The sequence below is a fragment of the Clostridium zeae genome (assembly GCF_017312485.1).
GTDB classification, from domain to species: domain Bacteria; phylum Bacillota; class Clostridia; order Clostridiales; family Clostridiaceae; genus Clostridium_AR; species Clostridium_AR zeae.
Genome location: NZ_BMBA01000001.1, coordinates 1,075,236 through 1,093,462, shown reverse-complemented (window position 1 = coordinate 1,093,462; position 18,227 = coordinate 1,075,236). Strand labels below are relative to the sequence as shown.

Sequence of the window (18,227 nt, the reverse complement as noted above, 5' to 3'; positions counted from 1 at the left end):
TTATCTAATGCAAACTTTATTTTAAATCATCCAAAGATTTAAACTCGTATCCTTGGGACTTCCATTCTTTTAATAACTCATCTAGGATTTTTGTATTAGTGTTTGAAACAGCATGTAAAAGTACTATACATCCATCACTTGTTCGTTCTAAGATTCTTTTTTTAGCAGCTACAGGGTCTGGCTGTTGATCAACTAACCAATCTTTATAAGCAAAACTCCAAAATATTGTTTTATAACCTAAATCCTTAGTCTTAGCTAAAGAAGCTTCACTATATCTCCCCATTGGTGGTCTAAAGTAAGGTGGCATTTTTTTACCTGTGAGTTTTGTGTATTCCTCTTCAACTTCAGTAAATTCCTTTTTGAATTTTTCAGGATCAGTTACTGAAGCCATAGAAGGATGATGAGAAGAATGATTGCAAACAAGGTGTCCTTCTGAATCCATACGTTTTATTAAATCTGGGTTTTGAAGGATATAAGGTTTTACCACAAAAAAGGCCGCAGGAACCTTGTTTTCTTTTAGTACATCTAGTATTTTGCCTGTATTTCCATTTTCATAACCCTCATCAAAAGTTATATACAGTACTTTCTTAGAAGTATCACCAATATAATAACTATCATAATTAAATACGAAGTTTTTAGTTTCTTTCGGAGCATCAGGTGTAGAATTTTTATTCCACATATAATACCAACTGTATTCCTTGTTGCTTAAAGAATGTTCTGTATGTGTATTAAATTTAAAAAAATCAAATTTACTAAGGTCGAAGCTAACATTTGTAGTAGCTATGGACGTAATAAGTGAAATATTTATTAAAGTGTTTTTTAAAAAAGAAAAATTCATTTAAATCACCTCGATTATATTGTTTTCATAAAATCTATTAGGATACTGGTGTTATATAGCCATTAATTCCACATAATATAACTTGTTGAAATGTTGTCTTTACTAAGGTATAATCTTATAAGTGTTATTTATTAGTTTAAAGTTACCACTTTATTTCGATTTTGAATTTAATGCCTTATTATTTATGAAACAAAAAATTAAATATTTTTAATTAAGGCTTTTCAATATTTAAAACTATTACGTGGTATTAAAGTTAGAAAGGATGTACATAAATGAAATTAGGTATTGTTGGATTACCAAATGTAGGGAAAAGTACTTTATTTAATGCTATTACTAAAGCAGGCGCTGAATCAGCAAATTATCCATTTTGTACTATAGAACCTAATGTAGGTGTTGTTAGTGTTCCGGATAAAAGATTAGATGTACTACAAGAAATGTATAATTCTAAAAAGAAAGTTTTTACTTCAGTGGAGTTTTATGATATTGCAGGATTAGTAAGAGGAGCAAGCAAGGGCGAAGGACTTGGAAATAAGTTTTTATCCCATATAAGAGAAGTTGAAGCGATTTGTCATGTGGTTAGATGCTTTAATGATGAAAATGTTGTTCACGTTGAAGGTTCAGTAGATCCTATAAGAGATATAGAAACAATAAACTTAGAACTTATATTTTCTGATCTAGAAATTCTTGAAAGAAGAATGGAAAAGGCAATGAAGCTTGTAAGATCAGGTGATAAAAAGGCAAAAGAAGAGTATGCTTTAATGGAAAGAATGAAGGCTCATTTAGAATCAAATAAGCCGGTTAGAACATTAGAAGTTACTGAAGAGGAAAATGAATTTGTTCAATCATTGTTCCTAATCAGCTCAAAATCTGTTCTATATGTTTGCAATATATCAGAAGATGATATGATGGAAGGCAATCTTGACAATGAGTATGTAAAGATTGTTAAAGGGCATGCTGCTGGAGAAAATGCAGAAGTAGTTGTAATATGTGCAAAATTAGAAGAAGAACTTTCTTCATTAGAAGATGATGAAAAGGCAGAATTACTAGAAGAATATGGTTTAGATCAAGCAGGTTTAGATAAGCTAATAAACGTAAGCTATAGACTACTTGGACTTGTTAGTTACTTGACAGCTGGACCACAAGAAATAAGAGCTTGGACTATTACCACAGGAATGAAGGCACCACAAGCAGCTGGTAAGATACACTCAGATATAGAAAGAGGATTTATCAGAGCTGAAGTTATAGCATTCAATGATTTGGTAAACTGTGGATCAGAAGCAGCGGCTAAAGAAAAAGGGTTATACAGATTAGAAGGTAAAGAATATATAGTAAAAGACGGAGACGTTATATTATTTAGATTTAATGTATAGTTTTATTTAAATTATTAGCCTTTTATATCTATATGGAAAAAATAAAATTTATTTGTCTGTCGTTTTTATTCATATAAGTCTAGAAAGGCAGATGTGCAAAAAAATCGCTAAGTGAAGAACACTTTGGCGATTTTTTTTTTGTTCCTATTTATGGTAATAAAGTGATATTTAATGCGGTAATTATTATGTTTTTGTAAGTTGTATGAATAATAACCAAAATAAGGATTATATCTATGGCTAAATATTAATTTTATTTTGAAAAAAATTAAAAAATCTATAAAAAAGGAGGGATTTTAAATTTTTTATAGAATAATAAAGTTAAAGTGGTGAAAAGTGGTGTAAAGTGGTGACGCTTTCCACATTTATACCTAGTTTGAGGTGTGAGATGTTTATAGGGGAATACCAACATGGGTTGGACAATAAAAACAGAATAATCATGCCTTCTAAATTTAGAGAAGAACTAGGCAATAAATTCATCATGACTAAAGGATTAGATGGATGCTTATACGTTTATCCATTAACAGAGTGGAAGGTGTTAGAAGAAAAACTTAAAAGTCTTCCTCTAACTAATAAAGACGCTAGAGCCTTTGTGCGTTTCTTTTTCTCAGGGGCAACTGAGATAGAAACTGATAAACAGGGAAGAGGTGTCATTCCTCAAAATCTTATTGAATACGCAGCAATAAATAAGGAAATAGTAAGTATTGGAGTTTTAACTAGAATTGAAATATGGGGCAAGGAAAAGTGGGTAAACTACAATAATTCTGATATAGATTTTGATGCTATAGCAGAAAAGATGAGTGACTTAGGAATATAAGGAGAAACGATATGGAATTTAAGCATGTGTCAGTGTTGTTAAATGAATGTATAGAAGCTTTAAATATAAAGGAAGATGGAATTTATGTAGATTGTACCTTAGGTGGTGCTGGACATTCTTCAGAGATAGTAAAAAGACTTTCTGACAAAGGAAGACTTATAGGAATTGATCAAGATAAAGATGCTTTAAGCGCGGCAGGTAAGAGACTTGAAGAATATGGGGCTAGAGTTACACTAGTTCATGATAACTTCTATAACATAGATTCTATTTTAACTACTTTAAATATAGAAAAAGTTGATGGAATACTTATGGATTTAGGGGTTTCATCATATCAGCTAGACGCTGGTGAGAGAGGTTTTAGTTATATGCAAGATGCTCCTCTTGATATGAGGATGAATAGGGAAAATAAATTTTCAGCTTATGAAGTAATAAATGGGTATAGCAGCGAGGAATTATTTAAAGTAATAAAAAGATACGGAGAAGAAAACTTTGCTAGTAGAATTGCTAACTTTATTGTAAGAGAGAGAGAGAAGGGTCCGATAGAGACGACCTTTCAGCTAGTTGACATAATAAAAGCAGCAATACCTGCTAAGGCTAGAAGAGAAGGGCCTCATCCAGCAAAGAGAACTTTTCAGGCTATAAGAATCGAGGTAAATAAAGAGCTATTTATTCTTGATAAGGCAATTACAGATGGTGTAAGAAGATTAAATGATGATGGCAGAATGGCTATAATAACTTTCCATTCTCTTGAAGATAGAATAGTAAAAACTGTTTTTAAGGAACTTGAAAATCCATGCACATGTCCTAAGGAATTTCCTGTTTGTGTGTGTGGAAAGGTTTCGGAAGTGAAAGTATTAACTAGAAAACCTATAGAACCATCAGATATTGAAGTTGAGGAAAATCCAAGAAGTAGAAGCGCTAAGTTAAGGGTTGTACAAAAAAATAAATAAAGTAGTTATATTATGGTAGGGATGTGAATAAGTTGGTAGTGAAGGAATTCGATTATGTTAACGGTAATACAGCGTTAAATCCGAAAAGAAAGGTCAATGACCCACAAAGAGATAAACAATATGAGGATCTTAAAAAGTCTAAAATCGATAGAGATAGGAGACTGAAGGAAAGACAAAAAAGAAATAGAAGAGCTGCCACTCAGGTTATTGTAATGCTTTTTGTTTTAGGGATTGCAACAATTTGGAGAGATGTAAAGGTCTATACTGTTCAAGCTCAGCTAACTCAAATAAACGCAGATATAAAGGAGACTAGTGCTGAAAATGAATCGTTAAAGGCTGAAATACTTAAATCTTCTTCGTTAGATACAATTAAAACGACAGCTGAAAGTAAATTAGGAATGATTATCCCAGGGGATGGGGACGTCTTAAGAACAAATTCTAACGAAAATTATTTTGCTGCAAACGTAAAGGACAAGCATGCTACTAATAATAGTTGGAGTCTTTTAGCTAAGATTAAAGAATTTTTATTCTAGTAGGATATATTTATCTAAGCTGTGTTAAGATGTTTAATTTGTTCTTTGAATTTTAAAAATCCATGATGAATATTTTTGTATAAAATGAGGGCTAATTTATCATCTAAATTTGTCTTGGTATATTTATGTATTTTGTTAAACTACTTCAAGTGTTAATTGAGTAAGAAAGAAATTTTTATAAGGGTTTCTATCTTACTCTAATGATTGAAGTAGTTTATGTTCAAAATAAAAGATTGCTTAATACAGAGAATATTTGAAAGCATAGTTTATTTGTAAGGGGATATATTTATCGATAAATAATGCATCTGGAAAAATAAAGTTCAGTAGAATAGTTAAATATTAAATAAGTTAATATTAAAGAATAACTTTATTTCTGAATGATCGAGCAATGTTTTTGGAGGTATAGTTATTGATTGAGCATAATTACAGGGATAAAGCTACCACTAAGAAGAGAATGTGGATAACAGTAGTTTTTTTAACTATTTTATTCTTTGGATTAACTTTAAGATTAGCGTATGTAATGATAGTTAAGAGCAACGAATATTCAACTAAGGCTGTTGAACAATGGACAAGTAAAGTGCAAATAGATGCTGTAAGGGGAAAGATTTTAGATCGCAATGGCTCAGAATTAGCTGTTAGTGGTAACGTCTATAGAGTAGATTTTGACTTAAACGCTATTAGAGAGTACTTAAGGAAACATAAACTTACAAGCCAGGATATTGCTCCTAAAATAGCAACTGCATTAGGCCTTACTGAAAAAGAAATATTGGATAAACTTAATACTAAGCTGCCTAGCGGAGCGGATGCTGGAGCGGCGCATGTGGTTAGAAGAATAGAAAAAGATATTGCTGATAAAGTTAAAGCACTACAAATAAATGGAGTAATGGTATCTCCTGATACGAAGAGATATTATCCTAACAATAATTTATTATCTCATGTTCTAGGAAATACAAATTCTGATGGTAAAGGGCTTAATGGAGTAGAACTTCAATATGACAAAGAACTTTCAGGAATGCCAGGAGTGAGAATAGCTGAAATTAACAGAAAAAGTGAAGACTTGCCATATACTATTTCAAGTTTCACGGCTCCAATTCCAGGTAAAGATGTAGAGTTAACTATTGATAGACAAATACAAATGTTTGCAGATAAAGCTGCAGCGCAAGCTTTAAGCGACAATAAAGCAAAAGCAGTAAGTGTTATAGTTATGGATCCTAAAACTGGAGAAGTATTAGCTATGGCAAACAAGCCAGATTTCAATCCAAATACTCCTTATGAGGGAGCTGAAAACTTCGATGGAGCAACAGCTACAGACAAGCTTCAGAAAATGTGGAGAAATAGAGCTGTAAGTGATTCTTTTGAACCGGGATCTATATTTAAGGTTTTTACAGCAATAGCTGCTATGGAAGAAGGGGTCGCTGATAAAGGCGAGACATATTCTTGTTCAGGTAGTGTTAGAGTATTAAACAGAATTATAAAGTGTTGGAAAAGAAGTGGACATGGAACAGAGACCTTTGGAGAGATAATAAAAAATTCATGTAACATGGGATTTATAGAAGTAGGTAAGAAGTTAGGTAAGGAAAAATTAGCTGAATATATAAAGAAGTTTGGGTTTGGTGCAAAATCAGGAGTAGATCTTCCTGGTGAAGCTAAGGGGATAACTAAATCAGCTGCAACAATAACTGATATTGACCTTGCAACTATTTCCTTTGGACAAACTAACACAGTAAATCCTATCCAATTCATGGCTGCATTTAATACAATTGCTAACAATGGTACATGGATTCAACCTCATGTAATGAAAGAAGTAAGTCATGTAGATGATCAAGGAAAGCGAGTAGTTGATAGAAAGTTTGATCCTAAGACACAACAAGTAGTAAGTGCAGAAAAGACAACAAAACTAAGAGATTATCTTGAAAAAGTTGTTTCTGAAGGGTCTGGAAAGAGGACATATATTGAAGGGTATCATATTGCGGGTAAAACAGGAACAGCTCAGAAAGTAAATCCAACTAATGGAACCTATGAAAGTGGAAAATATATTTCGTCCTTTGTAGGAATGGCCCCTGCGAGTGATCCAAAGCTTACTGTTATGGTTTCAATTGATGAAGCAAGTGCAGGAGAGTATTATGGTGGTGTTATTGCTGTGCCAGTAGCAAAAACAGTATTTAACGATATATTCAATTATTTAGATCCTTCTGCTATATCAAAGGATACAAGTAGCATTGTAAGCGCTCCTGACGTAATTGTTCCTGAAGTTAGAGGGATGAAAATAGATGAAGCTAAGAAAAAACTTAAGGAATTTAAGCTAGATTTTGATATAGAGGGACAGGGAGAGTATGTGACAGATATCAAGCCTACACCTGGTTATACAGTAAAGGAAGGCAGTAAGGTCAATCTTTACAGTGGAAGTTCAGGAAATTATAATAAAGATGTTATTGTTCCTGACATAAAGGGCTATACTAAAGAGGGAGCTACTAAAATTCTTGAAAAAGTGGGTCTTAAAGGTGATTTCTCTGGAGAAGGTCTTATGGTTGATGAACAAAGTATTAAACCAGGAGAAGTTGTGAAAAAAGGAGATTCTATCAGACTTACCTTAAGTGATGATGTAGATGATTAATTAGCATGTGGCTTCTAGCCACATGCTAGTATTTTGTTATATTGCCGCAATATTTATAAAAGCAGCATTTAATGAATATTAATTAATATTTGGTACTTAGTTATCAGAATGTATATCTATATATCATTTAGGAGGATTTAATAGCATATTATTTAAGGAGATGAGTGGACAATGCTTCTAAGAAACTTATTAAATGAAATAGAATTTGAACTTATAAAAGGAAGTTTGGATCAAAATGTAAATAAGATTACCTATGATAATAGGAAAACTGAAGATGGAGATATTTTCTTCTGCATTAAAGGTTTTGCAAGTGATGGTCATAAGTTTGCAAATAGTGCTGTAAAAAATGGAGCTAAGGTAGTATTTTGTATGGATGATCTAAGTATTAGTGAAGACATTACTGTACTTAAGGTAAAAGATACAAGAAAGACGATGGCATTGATAGCTTCAAATTATTATGAAAGACCTACAGAAAAGCTGAAAGTGATAGGCATAACTGGAACAAATGGTAAGACAACCTCTGCTTTTATGACAAAAAAGATTCTTGAGGATAGTGGTTATAAAGTTGGATTAATAGGAACTATAGCGAACTACATCGGAGATAGAGTTATTAAGACAGAAAGAACTACTCCTGAATCTTTAGAACTTCAAGAACTTTTTAATGAAATGGTTCAAGAGAAGGTTGAGTATTGTGTTATGGAGGTTTCTTCACATGCGTTAGAACTTGATAGAGTATACGGAATAAGGTTTGTAGGCGCAATATTTTCAAATTTAACAAGAGATCATCTGGATTTTCATAAGACATTTGAAAATTATTATAATGCTAAATTTAAACTGTTTGAGAGGACAGATAAGGCTGTAATAAATTTAGATGACGATTATGGGAAAAATATAATTGCAGATTTGAAAAGTAAAAATATAAAAACAGATGTATTTACTTACGGTATTAATGAAAATACTGATATAAAAGCTAGGGATATTGTTAACTCATCAAAAGGTGTCAAGTTCAATGTAACTTTAGATAACAAAGAATATGAATTTAATCTTCAGATGCCTGGTTTATATAATGTTTATAATGCACTTTCAGTAATAACTTTAGCTATGCACTTAGGTATCGAAATGAAATCAATAGTTAAAGGCCTAAATAAGGCGGTTGTTCCAGGAAGATGTGAGAGAACAGCTATTGAATACGATATTCCATATGAAGTAATAATTGATTACGCTCATACTCCAGATGGGTTAGAGAATATACTTAAAACCGCTAGAGAGTTTACTACTAATAGACTAATATCTGTATTTGGATGTGGTGGAGATAGAGATAAAGTTAAAAGACCTATGATGGGAAAGCTTGGCACAGAGCTAAGCGATATAGCTATTGTTACTTCTGATAATCCTAGAAGTGAGGAACCTATGTCAATAATAAATGACATTATAGAAGGTTTGAATACCAATAGTTATAAAATTGTTGAAAATAGGAGAGAAGCTATTAAAACTGCGCTTGAGATTGGTAAGTCAGGAGATGTAATAGTAATTGCAGGAAAAGGACACGAAAATTATCAAATTTTAAAAGATAAAACCATTCATTTTGATGAAAGGGAAGTAGTGGTAGAAATATTAGAGCAATTAGGAGTGAAAAAATGTTAGACTTAACCTTAGATGAGATCGTAAAAGCTGTAGATGGTAATTTTATCACAACAAATAAAAATGAACATTTTGAAAAAGTTAGTACAGATACAAGAAAAATTGAAAAAGATAGTATATTCTTTGCACTTAGAGGCGAGAATTTTAATGGTAATAATTATATAAAAGAAGCAATTGATAAAGGCGCAAGTATTTGTATAGTAGATGAAAATAAAGAAGAATTTTTAGGCTACGAAGCGAATGTTATAAAAGTAGAAGATTCGAAAAAGGCTCTTCAAAAACTTGCTAAGTACTATAGAGAAAAATTAGGGTTAAAGGTTATAGGCATTACAGGCTCAAATGGTAAGACATCAAGTAAAGATATCTTAGCAGCCATATTAGGAGAAAAGTACACTGTATTTAAGACTAAAGGCAATTTTAACAATGATATAGGCTTGCCACTTATGATACTTGAACTTGATAGAACTTTTGATATTGCAGTGTTAGAGATGGGAATGAGTAATTTAAATGAAATTCACCTTCTTGCTGATATAGCGAGACCAGACATTGCAATAATAACTAATATAGGATTATCACATATAGAAAACCTCAAGACTAGAGAAAATATTTTAAAAGCAAAGATGGAAATAGTTGATTATTTCAATGAAGGAAATACTTTAATTATTAATGGAGATGATGATCTTCTAGATGGTGTTGCTAGTAATTACTACAAAATTATTAAAACAGGTCTAGATGATTCGAATAACATCACTGCTGAAAATGTAGTATTATTAAAAGATCATAGTGAATTCGAAGTAAACCTTCAAGGACAAAAAGGTTCTTTTGAGTTACCGATGCTTGGAAAACACAGCGTGCAAAATTGCCTGCTTTGTATTGCAGCAGGAAACTTGATTGGCTTATCATTGGATGAAATGAATAATGGATTAAGAAATATACAATCAACTTCCATGAGGTTGGAGATAATTGAAACCAATAAAATTACAATTGTTAATGATTGCTATAATGCAAGTCCGTCATCCATGAAAGCTGCAATAGAAGTTATGAAAAACATAGATGGATGTAGGAAAGTTGCTATACTTGGAACCATGAGAGAACTTGGTGATGAATCACTAAATGCGCATATCGATACTGGAGTTTATGCAAAGAATAATGGTATAGATTTATTATTATGTTGCGGTGATTACTCAGAAGGTTTTAAAACTGGCTTTTCAGATGAAGGGTGTATTGTTTTTCAATCAAAAGAACAGTTAATTAAAACGTTGGGAGAACTAATAAAAGAAAGAGATGTTGTTCTTGTTAAAGCATCAAGAAGTATGAAGTTTGAAGAAATAGTCAACGAGCTTAAAAAAATGAATCTATAACCAAGGAGGTGAGCTGTCTAGTATAGACGGCAATATATGGGGAATTTAGCTAATACAGCGTTAATAATATCAATTTTAATAAGTTTTATTGTGGCATCAATAATTGGTCCAGTTATAATACCTCTTTTACATAGGCTTAAATTTGGACAAAACATAAGAGAAGATGGTCCAAGAAGTCATTTGAAAAAGGCAGGAACACCAACAATTGGAGGAATAATATTTATATTAGCCACATTAATTACCATGCTTGTCATGATTCCTAGTTTCACTGATGAGTCTATGGTAGTGTTATATGCATTTATAGCCTTTGGGTTTGTAGGATTTTTGGATGACCTATTGAAGATTATTCATAGGAATAACTTGGGCTTAAGAGCATGGCAGAAGATGGTGCTACTTCTTATAGTTTCTGGAGCATTAGCTTATTATGCATATGTAAGCATAGGAACTTCAATAAATGTACCATTTTCTAGACAACAATGGGAAATGGGATGGTTATTTATACCTTTTATAATAATCTATTTTGCAGCAACAACTAATGCAGTAAATCTTACAGATGGATTGGATGGACTAGCAACTTCAATAACTATATTAGTAATGACTTTCCTATCTATCCTAAGCTTAAATATGGGACATTATAGACTTTCTATATTTTGTGTTGCGCTAGCTGGAGCTTTACTAGGATTTTTAAGATTTAATGCATTTCCGGCTAGAATATTTATGGGAGATACAGGCTCACTTGCGCTAGGAGGAGCTGTAGCTGCTATAGCTATGATGCTTAAAATGGAACTTGTTATAATAATTGTTGGGGGAATTTATGTTTTAGAAACCCTTTCGGTTATAATCCAAGTAGCCTCTTTTAAGCTTACTGGAAAAAGAGTATTTAAGATGGCACCGATCCATCATCACTTTGAGCAGTTGGGATGGAGTGAAACAAAGATTGTTTCGGTATTCTCAATTTGTACCCTTTTACTTTGTCTTATTGCCTTTTTGTCTTTGTAGTAATTATAGGAGGAATTTGAATGAAAAAAAACAAGCCTAAAATGGGACAAATCGATTATGTAATGTTTTATACGATTTTCTTCCTGTTGGCTATTGGTGTAGTAATGGTATATAGTGCTAGTTCATACTACGCAATGTATAAGAATAATGATAGTATGTTCTTTTTAAAGAAACAGCTACAGTGGTCTGTTCTAGGCGTGGCAGTTATGTTTTTTATGATGTCTGTTGATTATCATAAGATTAAGAAGTATACAAGAATAATGATGATTATATCAATACCTTTGCTAGTAGCAGTTCTTTTCTCAAAAGATGTTAATGGTGCGAAAAGATGGATACAACTAGGGCCACTAGGGCAGTTTCAGCCGTCGGAGTTGGTTAAGTATGTTGTTGTTCTGTTTATGGCTACCAGCATGGAGAAAAAAGGAGAAAAGATGAAAACCTTCAAAGAAGGGGTTTTGCCTTATTTAATAGTATCAGGATTCTTTGCAGGAATGATTCTTTTAGAGAAAAACCTAAGTATTGCATCTGTAATAATGATAGTTACACTTATAGTAATGTTTGTAGCAGGTGCTAAATCTACTACTCTTGGATTTGGAGTAGTGCCAGCTATGTTTGCGGCAGCAACCTTCTTTATATTTAGTGAAGATTATAGAAAAAGAAGACTTCTAAACTTCTTGAATCCATGGCAGGATCCTGCTGGTGATGGTTACCAGCTAATTCAATCTTTCTATGCACTTGGTGCAGGAGGAGTTACTGGACTTGGGATAGGACAATCAAGACAAAAGACTTTGTATATGCCAGAACCACATAATGACTTTATATTTGCTATAATAGGAGAAGAGTTAGGACTTATAGGCTGTGCATTAATAATAATTCTATTCATTATCTTTGTTTTTAGAGGAATTAGAATTGCTATGAGTGCTAAAGATGCCTTTGGAACCTTGTTAGCTACAGGGATAACATCCATAGTTGCGGTTCAAGCTATTATTAATATAGCCGTTGTAACTGGATCAATGCCTGTTACAGGGGTGCCATTACCGTTTATAAGCTACGGGGGAAGTTCTCTGGTCATTAACATGGCCGCCATGGGAGTCCTTCTCAATATATCGAGACAAGTAGAGAAAAAGAGATTGATATAAATTTATTGAGATGTGTCAATTCAAACATAAAACTATTTTCAAAACTCTCACGGTTCTTTGTGAGAGAATTTGAAAATATAAATTTATTATGAAGTGGCATATCTATAATAGACAAATTAAATTGAATAATATAAAATAGAATAGCTGAGCCTATGAACGGCCAGCTTTTTGTTTTGATATATTTATTTTTTTGATATATTAATATATCAAAAAAATACACGATAATATAAAAAAGTTTATTTTTAGTCTAAATAATTGAGAGTAATATATTTACATAATAAACAATATCTTTTAATAATTTTGTAATGAAAAAACATAGATATAATGTTATTATATAAATTGTAATATAACCATAATTTTAGTAATTATATCAAAAGTTAAGAAGGTATCGTATGAATAATGAAATAAATGAATATATAAAAAAACACAAAAAGAAAAAAGTTAGAAAAAAAATGGTTTTATTTTTTGTTTTCTTCTTTTCTATAACTATTCTTATATTGTTAAAGGCTCCATTTTTTAATATTGCTGATATCAAAGTTGAAAATAATAAGATAATAGATAGTAAAGAAATTGTAGATAGATCAGAGTTATTTGGAAAAAATATTTTTTATATAAATCAAAAGGATGTTAGTAATAAAATTACAGAAAATCCTTATATAGAGCAAGTTAATCTAAAAAGAATATTTCCTAATGGAATCATTATAAATGTGATAGAAAGAAAGGCTGTATTTTTTGTAAAGAGTTCTGATGAAATATATGTACTAAATTTTGAACTGAAAATTCTAGAAAAAAGGGCTAGTATAGATGGATTAAATCTTACTGAGCTTACAGGGGTTTCTCCAACTTCTACTGAAGTAGGGTCATATTTGACAAGTGATGAGAAAATAAAAAGAATTGCGAACAATATAGGCAAACTACTAGAAGAGAATAAGAGCGATGTAAAGTTCAATTTAGTAAATTTAGAAAATAGCACCTCATTAAATATTTTAGTAGGTGACGTAAAGTTGTTGTTAGGTAATGATGAAAATCTTGAGACTAAACTTAACAATTGCATAAAAATATTAAAAGATAGTAGTTTAGGAATTACTAAAGGTTACATAGATGTTAGTTTTGATGGAGATCCAGTTATAAAAAAAGAATAAGGAGGAAGTACGATGAAAAAGGTAACTTCGCAAATAGTTGTTGCTATTGTATGTGCATTGTTAGGATTTTTATTGGCATATCAATTTAAATTGATAAATAATAAAGAAAGCGCCGTTAAAGATAATGTAGATAAAACAGATATCACAGCTGAAATAGATGCTCTTAAGAAAGAAAAAGATGAACTTGTAAAGCAGAATAACTCTTTGACTGAAGATTTGAAGAAAATAGAAGAGTCAGCAGCTAAAAAAGGAGATGTAAATACAGAAGTAAAGCAACAGTTAGACAAAACTAGAATGATACTAGGTACTGTTGATGTAAAAGGTCAAGGTGTGATTTTTTATCTTACACCAAAGTCCTCGATTTTTTCTAGCAATAATGCAGATTATATATCTGAAAACGAACTTATTCATATAGTTAATATTTTAAATTTTTCTGGTGCAGAAGCGATATCTATAAACGAGAAAAGAGTTACCTCTCAGACAGGTATAAAAAATGCAAGTAATTATATTTGGATTGGCTCAAATGAAAGAATATCACCAAGTGATAAAATAGTGATAAAAGCAATAGGTGATAAAGCAAAACTAGACGCAGGATTAACTTTTCAAGGCGCTTTAGATTACGGTGTTCTATCCAATTATGAAAGAAAAATAGAGAAAAGTAATGAGGTAGTTATACCTAAATCATCTCAAGTTATTCATAACGATTTTATTAAACCTGTACAGTAGGAGTGATTATTAAATGATAGCATTCATAGGACTTTTGATTGGAATTATAGTGGGAATTATTTGGAAGGTGGATATACCAGAAAAATTTTCGCCATATATGTCAGTTGCTATACTAGCTTGTTTAGATTCTGTTTTTGGAGCCATTAGAGCTAGTTTATCAAAGAATTTTCAAGCGGATATTTTTATTTCAGGTTTCTTTGGAAATGCTGCACTTGCGGTAGCTTTAGCTTATTTAGGAGATAAACTTGGAATTCCTATTTACATAGCTGCAGTAATAGTTTTTGGTGGAAGAATTTTTGATAATTTTGCTATAGTGAGAAGGCTTTTGATCGAGAAAGCAAGATCCCGATAGAGGGGTGTATATATGAGAAATAACGAAGCATCAATATTTGTTTTTATAGCTTCAATTATAATAGGGATTCTTATCGCTCTCAATATAAATTTAAAAGGGACCACTAGAAGTTTTCAAATGAGTGCTAAACAGTACCAAGATGCATATAACCAGAAAAATAAGTTATATGGAGAAGTGTCTAATCTTAGAGATTCTAATTCTAAAATGATTGAAAAGATGAATAAATATAAATATGATGATACTAAGAGTGAAAAAATAACTCAGGACATTAATGATGAATCCAATAGTAATAAAATGGAAGTGGGATTTAGTGGAGTAAAAGGTAAAGGTGTAAAGATAACCTTAAGAGATGGTACAATTGGTACAACTGAAGGATATGAAGAGGAAAATACTCAACTTATACTGCTACGAACTATACATGATGATGATATGATAAGAGTTGTAAATGAGCTGAGAGTTGCTGGTGCAGAGGCAATATCTATTGGAGGACAGAGAGTTCTTCCAAACACAGCAATTTTGTGTAACTGGGCTTTTTTAAATATTAATGGAGTACAGATACCTGGGCCTTCTTTTGAAGTGTATGCTATCGGAGATCCGGACACTCTTGATGGTATATTAAAACGAGATGATGGTTTCATAAGATCCCTAATGAATAGGGGAGTTGAAATATCTATAGAGAAGAAAGATAATATAAATATAGTTCCTTATCTAGGAGATACGAATTTTGATAATCTTACATCTAAAACAAAATAGGTGTAAGATTTAAATATTTTGAAGGATTTTTTAAGTTTATGAAGAATATATATTTTAAAGAAGTGGAGGCATGATTATTTTGAGTATAAAAAAGAATATAGAGCAGATAAAAGAATCTATGCCGGAAGATGTGACTTTAGTTGCTGTTTCCAAGACTAAGCCTATTGAGCTTCTGGAGGAAGCTTACACGGCAGGGATTAGGGACTTTGGTGAAAATAAAGTTCAAGAACTAGTAGAAAAATTTGAACTTTTTCATAAGGACGTAAGATGGCACTTTATAGGACATCTGCAGACCAATAAGGTAAAGTATATAATTGATAAGGCTTATCTTATTCATTCTTTAGACAGCACAAAACTTCTTAAGGAGCTTGAAAAACAATGCTCTAAGAACCAAATGCAGATAAATACACTTATGCAAATTAATATCGGCAAGGAAGATACCAAATATGGTTTTTACGAAGAACAGCTACATGAGGTATTAAATGAGGTAGAAAGATGTAATTATGTAAAAATTAAAGGAATAATGGTTATTATTCCTAAAGGTAATGAAGAAAGTAACCGATATTATTTTAAAAGAACAAAAAATATTTTTGAAAATATTAAGAAACAGAAATACCAAAATGTAACTATGGAAATACTATCTATGGGAATGACTCATGACTATGAAATTGCAATAGAAGAAGGAGCCACTCTTGTTAGGATAGGTGAGGGGATTTTTGGTAAGAGAATATAAATAGGAGGATTAACTATGGCTGCAAAAATGTTTAACAAGATGAAAGAGATTTTAGGCTTTGAGGAATACGATGAAGAGTACGATGAATTTGATGAAGAAGAAGAATTAGCTGCAGATGAGACCCTTGAACCAGTATTATCAGGTAAGAAAAATAATAAGGTTGTAAACATTCATTCTGCTGCATCAGCTAAAGTTATGATAACAAAACCGTCTGCTTATGAGGATGCAACTGAAATTTGCGATGCACTGAAGAGTAGAAAGATTGTAGTTGTAAATACAAGTAACTTAGAAAATAAGATAGCTCAACGACTTTTAGATTTTATAAGCGGTGCTTGCTTTGCACTTGCTGGTGAATTGCAAGAAGTTGAGAGAGGTGTATATATACTATCACCATCTAATGTAGAAGTTACTAGTGAACTTAAGAGTGAACTTTCAACAAAGGGACTATTTAATTGGTCAAAGTAAAGGTGTGCCTGTTCAAATCTTAAAAAAATTTCAAAACTATCTTATGCATTAAGAGAAAATTTGAAAATATAAAATCAATTATTAAGTGGTACATCTATGAATCGGAGGAGATTTATATACCTTTAATAGAAGAAATTTTAACATTGTTATTTGACTTTATACAGTTTATGATCTTTGTGGATGTGATACTTTCTCTTGTTTTCATGGGGAAAGATAATAAATTAACTTATTATGTGAGAATAATTACTGACCCAATATTATCACCTTTTCAAAAATTACAAAGGAAAATCGTACCTAACTCTCCTTTGGATTTTTCACCAATACTAGCTATAGTTGCACTATCTATTATCCAAACTATAGTTTTTGCAATAGTATAGTATGAATAAAAAAGAATTCATTTCAATACTTGAATTAGACGACATAGGTGAGTATAGTAACTTATATAATAAGCTAACAACTTCCATTGAGAGAGATATTCCTATTGTAACTAATGAGTTTTATGCCCCTATTATATGGAATAGACTACAAGAATATTTTAAAGGAATAGGGGTAAGTATTCTTGTTGAAGGTGGCTTTGAAGATAGTGAACGCAGAATGATAGCAGTTAATTTTTTTGATGTTGATTGGCCGTATGAAATTCTTCAAATAGACTATAACGGTAAGTTTGGAACTTTAGGACATAGAGATTTTTTGGGAGCTATCCTATCTCTAGGAATAAAGCGTGAAAAAATTGGCGATTTAAGAGTAAAAGATTTTAGTTGTTTTGTTTCTGTACATAAGGATGTTTATGAATATATTACCTCTAATCTTACAAAGATAGGAAGGCATAGCATAAACATAAAAACTATTAAGGATTTAGAAATAGTACCTAAAGTTGATTTCGAAGAAGTAAATATACAAGTCGCTTCTATGAGATTAGATGCCATAGTTGCGTCAATAAGCAGAAAATCAAGAAATGATGCTATGGATTTGATTTCTAATGGGAGTGTACTTTTAAACTACAAGGAAAATAGGAATAAGAGTACCGAAATAAAGTTAAAGAGTACAATAACAATAAGAGGCATAGGTAAATTTATAATTGAAGATATTGTCGGTAAAACAAAAAGTGATAATTTGAAACTAATGGTAAAAAAATATAAATAGCAGAGGTGATTCACATGAAACTGACTCCCATGGAAATAAACAACAAAGAATTTAAAAGAGGTTTAAGAGGATATAGTTCTGATGAAGTAGATGAATTTTTAGAAAAAGTAGTTGAAGATTACGAAGATTTATACAAAGAAAATTCATTATTAAAAGAAAAGCTAGCATCAGTAGGGGAAAAAGTTGAGCATTATGCAAAGATAGAAAATACTATACAAAATACTTTATTATTAGCTCAAAATACAGCAGAACAAGCAAAATTAAACGCTCAAAAAGAAGCTGAATTGGTTGTAAATAGTGCTAATGAAACTGCTCAAAAAATACTTGATAAGGCTCATAATGATGTTATTCAGATTAATGATGAATACGATAGAGTAAAGCAAGAATTTGTAAAGTTCCGTGCTCAGTTTAGAAATTTCATGAAGACTCAGCTAGAAACTTTTGATGATCTTGAAAAGAGCTTTATTAAAAATTTTAACATATCTCATCCAATTGAAGAAATAAGTGAAAAAGATATACATAATGGCATAGAGGAAAATGCTGTAAATAATTATAAAAACGAACAAGTAGAAAAAGATGATATGGAAGAAATAAAGAGTTTTTTCGCTAACAGATAGTTTTACTTCTGATTTTAAGAATCCATTGATTATTTTC

General features: G+C 31.4%; 19 protein-coding genes. 18 read left to right on the top strand and 1 reads right to left on the bottom strand.

The genetic code is table 11. From position 1 onward, the window contains the following. Positions 1–16 precede the first annotated feature (16 nt). Positions 17–838: a delta-lactam-biosynthetic de-N-acetylase gene (gene pdaA, locus J3477_RS05085; RefSeq protein ID WP_206868495.1), complete on the bottom strand. Its 822-nt coding sequence runs from the start codon at positions 836–838 to the stop codon at positions 17–19. 272 nt (positions 839–1,110) lie between these two features. On the opposite strand from pdaA, the gene ychF reads away from it, so the two are divergent. From ychF to J3477_RS04995, 18 genes are all read left to right on the top strand, one after another. Beyond that, positions 1,111–2,208 (top strand): redox-regulated ATPase YchF, encoded by a 1,098-nt coding sequence (gene ychF, locus J3477_RS05080; protein ID WP_206868494.1) that lies wholly within the window; start codon positions 1,111–1,113, stop codon positions 2,206–2,208. 385 nt (positions 2,209–2,593) lie between these two features. Beyond that, a complete protein-coding gene (gene mraZ / locus J3477_RS05075) occupies positions 2,594–3,022 on the top strand; it encodes a division/cell wall cluster transcriptional repressor MraZ (RefSeq protein ID WP_206868493.1) in 429 nt (142 codons plus the stop codon). 11 nt (positions 3,023–3,033) lie between these two features. Next, positions 3,034–3,972 carry a 16S rRNA (cytosine(1402)-N(4))-methyltransferase RsmH gene (rsmH, locus tag J3477_RS05070; protein WP_206868492.1) on the top strand — a complete coding sequence of 313 codons (939 nt, stop codon included), beginning with the start codon at positions 3,034–3,036 and terminating at the stop codon, positions 3,970–3,972. Between the two features lie 38 nt (positions 3,973–4,010). Continuing rightward, positions 4,011–4,505, top strand: coding sequence for a septum formation initiator family protein (locus J3477_RS05065; RefSeq protein WP_228731248.1), 495 nt, complete (start codon positions 4,011–4,013; stop codon positions 4,503–4,505). Between the two features lie 409 nt (positions 4,506–4,914). Beyond that, complete coding sequence (locus J3477_RS05060; RefSeq protein ID WP_206868490.1) at positions 4,915–7,119, top strand: stage V sporulation protein D; 2,205 nt, start codon at positions 4,915–4,917, stop codon at positions 7,117–7,119. Positions 7,120–7,290: 171 nt separating this feature from the next. Continuing rightward, positions 7,291–8,763, top strand: a complete 1,473-nt coding sequence (locus tag J3477_RS05055) for a UDP-N-acetylmuramoyl-L-alanyl-D-glutamate--2,6-diaminopimelate ligase (protein ID WP_206868489.1) — start codon at positions 7,291–7,293, stop codon at positions 8,761–8,763. Further along, positions 8,757–10,121, top strand: coding sequence for a UDP-N-acetylmuramoyl-tripeptide--D-alanyl-D-alanine ligase (locus J3477_RS05050; RefSeq protein ID WP_206868487.1), 1,365 nt, complete (start codon positions 8,757–8,759; stop codon positions 10,119–10,121). The genes J3477_RS05055 and J3477_RS05050 overlap by 7 nt, the downstream gene beginning before the upstream one ends. A 36-nt stretch (positions 10,122–10,157) precedes the next feature. Beyond that, the gene (gene mraY / locus J3477_RS05045; protein ID WP_206868486.1) at positions 10,158–11,120 is read left to right on the top strand and encodes a phospho-N-acetylmuramoyl-pentapeptide-transferase; all 963 of its coding nucleotides are present in this window, start codon (positions 10,158–10,160) and stop codon (positions 11,118–11,120) included. A gap of 20 nt (positions 11,121–11,140) precedes the next feature. Then, a complete protein-coding gene (gene spoVE, locus J3477_RS05040; RefSeq protein WP_206868485.1) occupies positions 11,141–12,259 on the top strand; it encodes a stage V sporulation protein E in 1,119 nt (372 codons plus the stop codon). Between the two features lie 392 nt (positions 12,260–12,651). Beyond that, positions 12,652–13,401 carry a cell division protein FtsQ/DivIB gene (locus tag J3477_RS05035; protein WP_206868483.1) on the top strand — a complete coding sequence of 250 codons (750 nt, stop codon included), beginning with the start codon at positions 12,652–12,654 and terminating at the stop codon, positions 13,399–13,401. A 12-nt stretch (positions 13,402–13,413) separates the two neighbouring features. Beyond that, the gene (locus J3477_RS05030) at positions 13,414–14,127 is read left to right on the top strand and encodes a DUF881 domain-containing protein (protein WP_206868481.1); all 714 of its coding nucleotides are present in this window, start codon (positions 13,414–13,416) and stop codon (positions 14,125–14,127) included. 13 nt (positions 14,128–14,140) lie between these two features. Then, positions 14,141–14,479 carry a small basic family protein gene (locus J3477_RS05025; protein ID WP_206868480.1) on the top strand — a complete coding sequence of 113 codons (339 nt, stop codon included), beginning with the start codon at positions 14,141–14,143 and terminating at the stop codon, positions 14,477–14,479. A 12-nt stretch (positions 14,480–14,491) separates the two neighbouring features. Continuing rightward, entirely contained in the window at positions 14,492–15,232 is a 741-nt protein-coding gene (locus J3477_RS05020) for a DUF881 domain-containing protein (RefSeq protein WP_206868478.1), read from the top strand. 79 nt (positions 15,233–15,311) lie between these two features. After that, positions 15,312–15,965, top strand: coding sequence for a YggS family pyridoxal phosphate-dependent enzyme (locus J3477_RS05015; RefSeq protein WP_206868476.1), 654 nt, complete (start codon positions 15,312–15,314; stop codon positions 15,963–15,965). Between the two features lie 15 nt (positions 15,966–15,980). Then, the gene (locus J3477_RS05010) at positions 15,981–16,430 is read left to right on the top strand and encodes a cell division protein SepF (protein WP_206868474.1); all 450 of its coding nucleotides are present in this window, start codon (positions 15,981–15,983) and stop codon (positions 16,428–16,430) included. A gap of 38 nt (positions 16,431–16,468) precedes the next feature. After that, positions 16,469–16,807 (top strand): YggT family protein, encoded by a 339-nt coding sequence (locus J3477_RS26370; protein ID WP_503826900.1) that lies wholly within the window; start codon positions 16,469–16,471, stop codon positions 16,805–16,807. 1 nt (position 16,808) lies between these two features. Beyond that, positions 16,809–17,573 carry a YlmH family RNA-binding protein gene (locus tag J3477_RS05000; RefSeq protein WP_206868470.1) on the top strand — a complete coding sequence of 255 codons (765 nt, stop codon included), beginning with the start codon at positions 16,809–16,811 and terminating at the stop codon, positions 17,571–17,573. Between the two features lie 14 nt (positions 17,574–17,587). Continuing rightward, positions 17,588–18,190 (top strand): DivIVA domain-containing protein, encoded by a 603-nt coding sequence (locus J3477_RS04995; protein ID WP_206868468.1) that lies wholly within the window; start codon positions 17,588–17,590, stop codon positions 18,188–18,190. Positions 18,191–18,227: the final 37 nt, after the last annotated feature.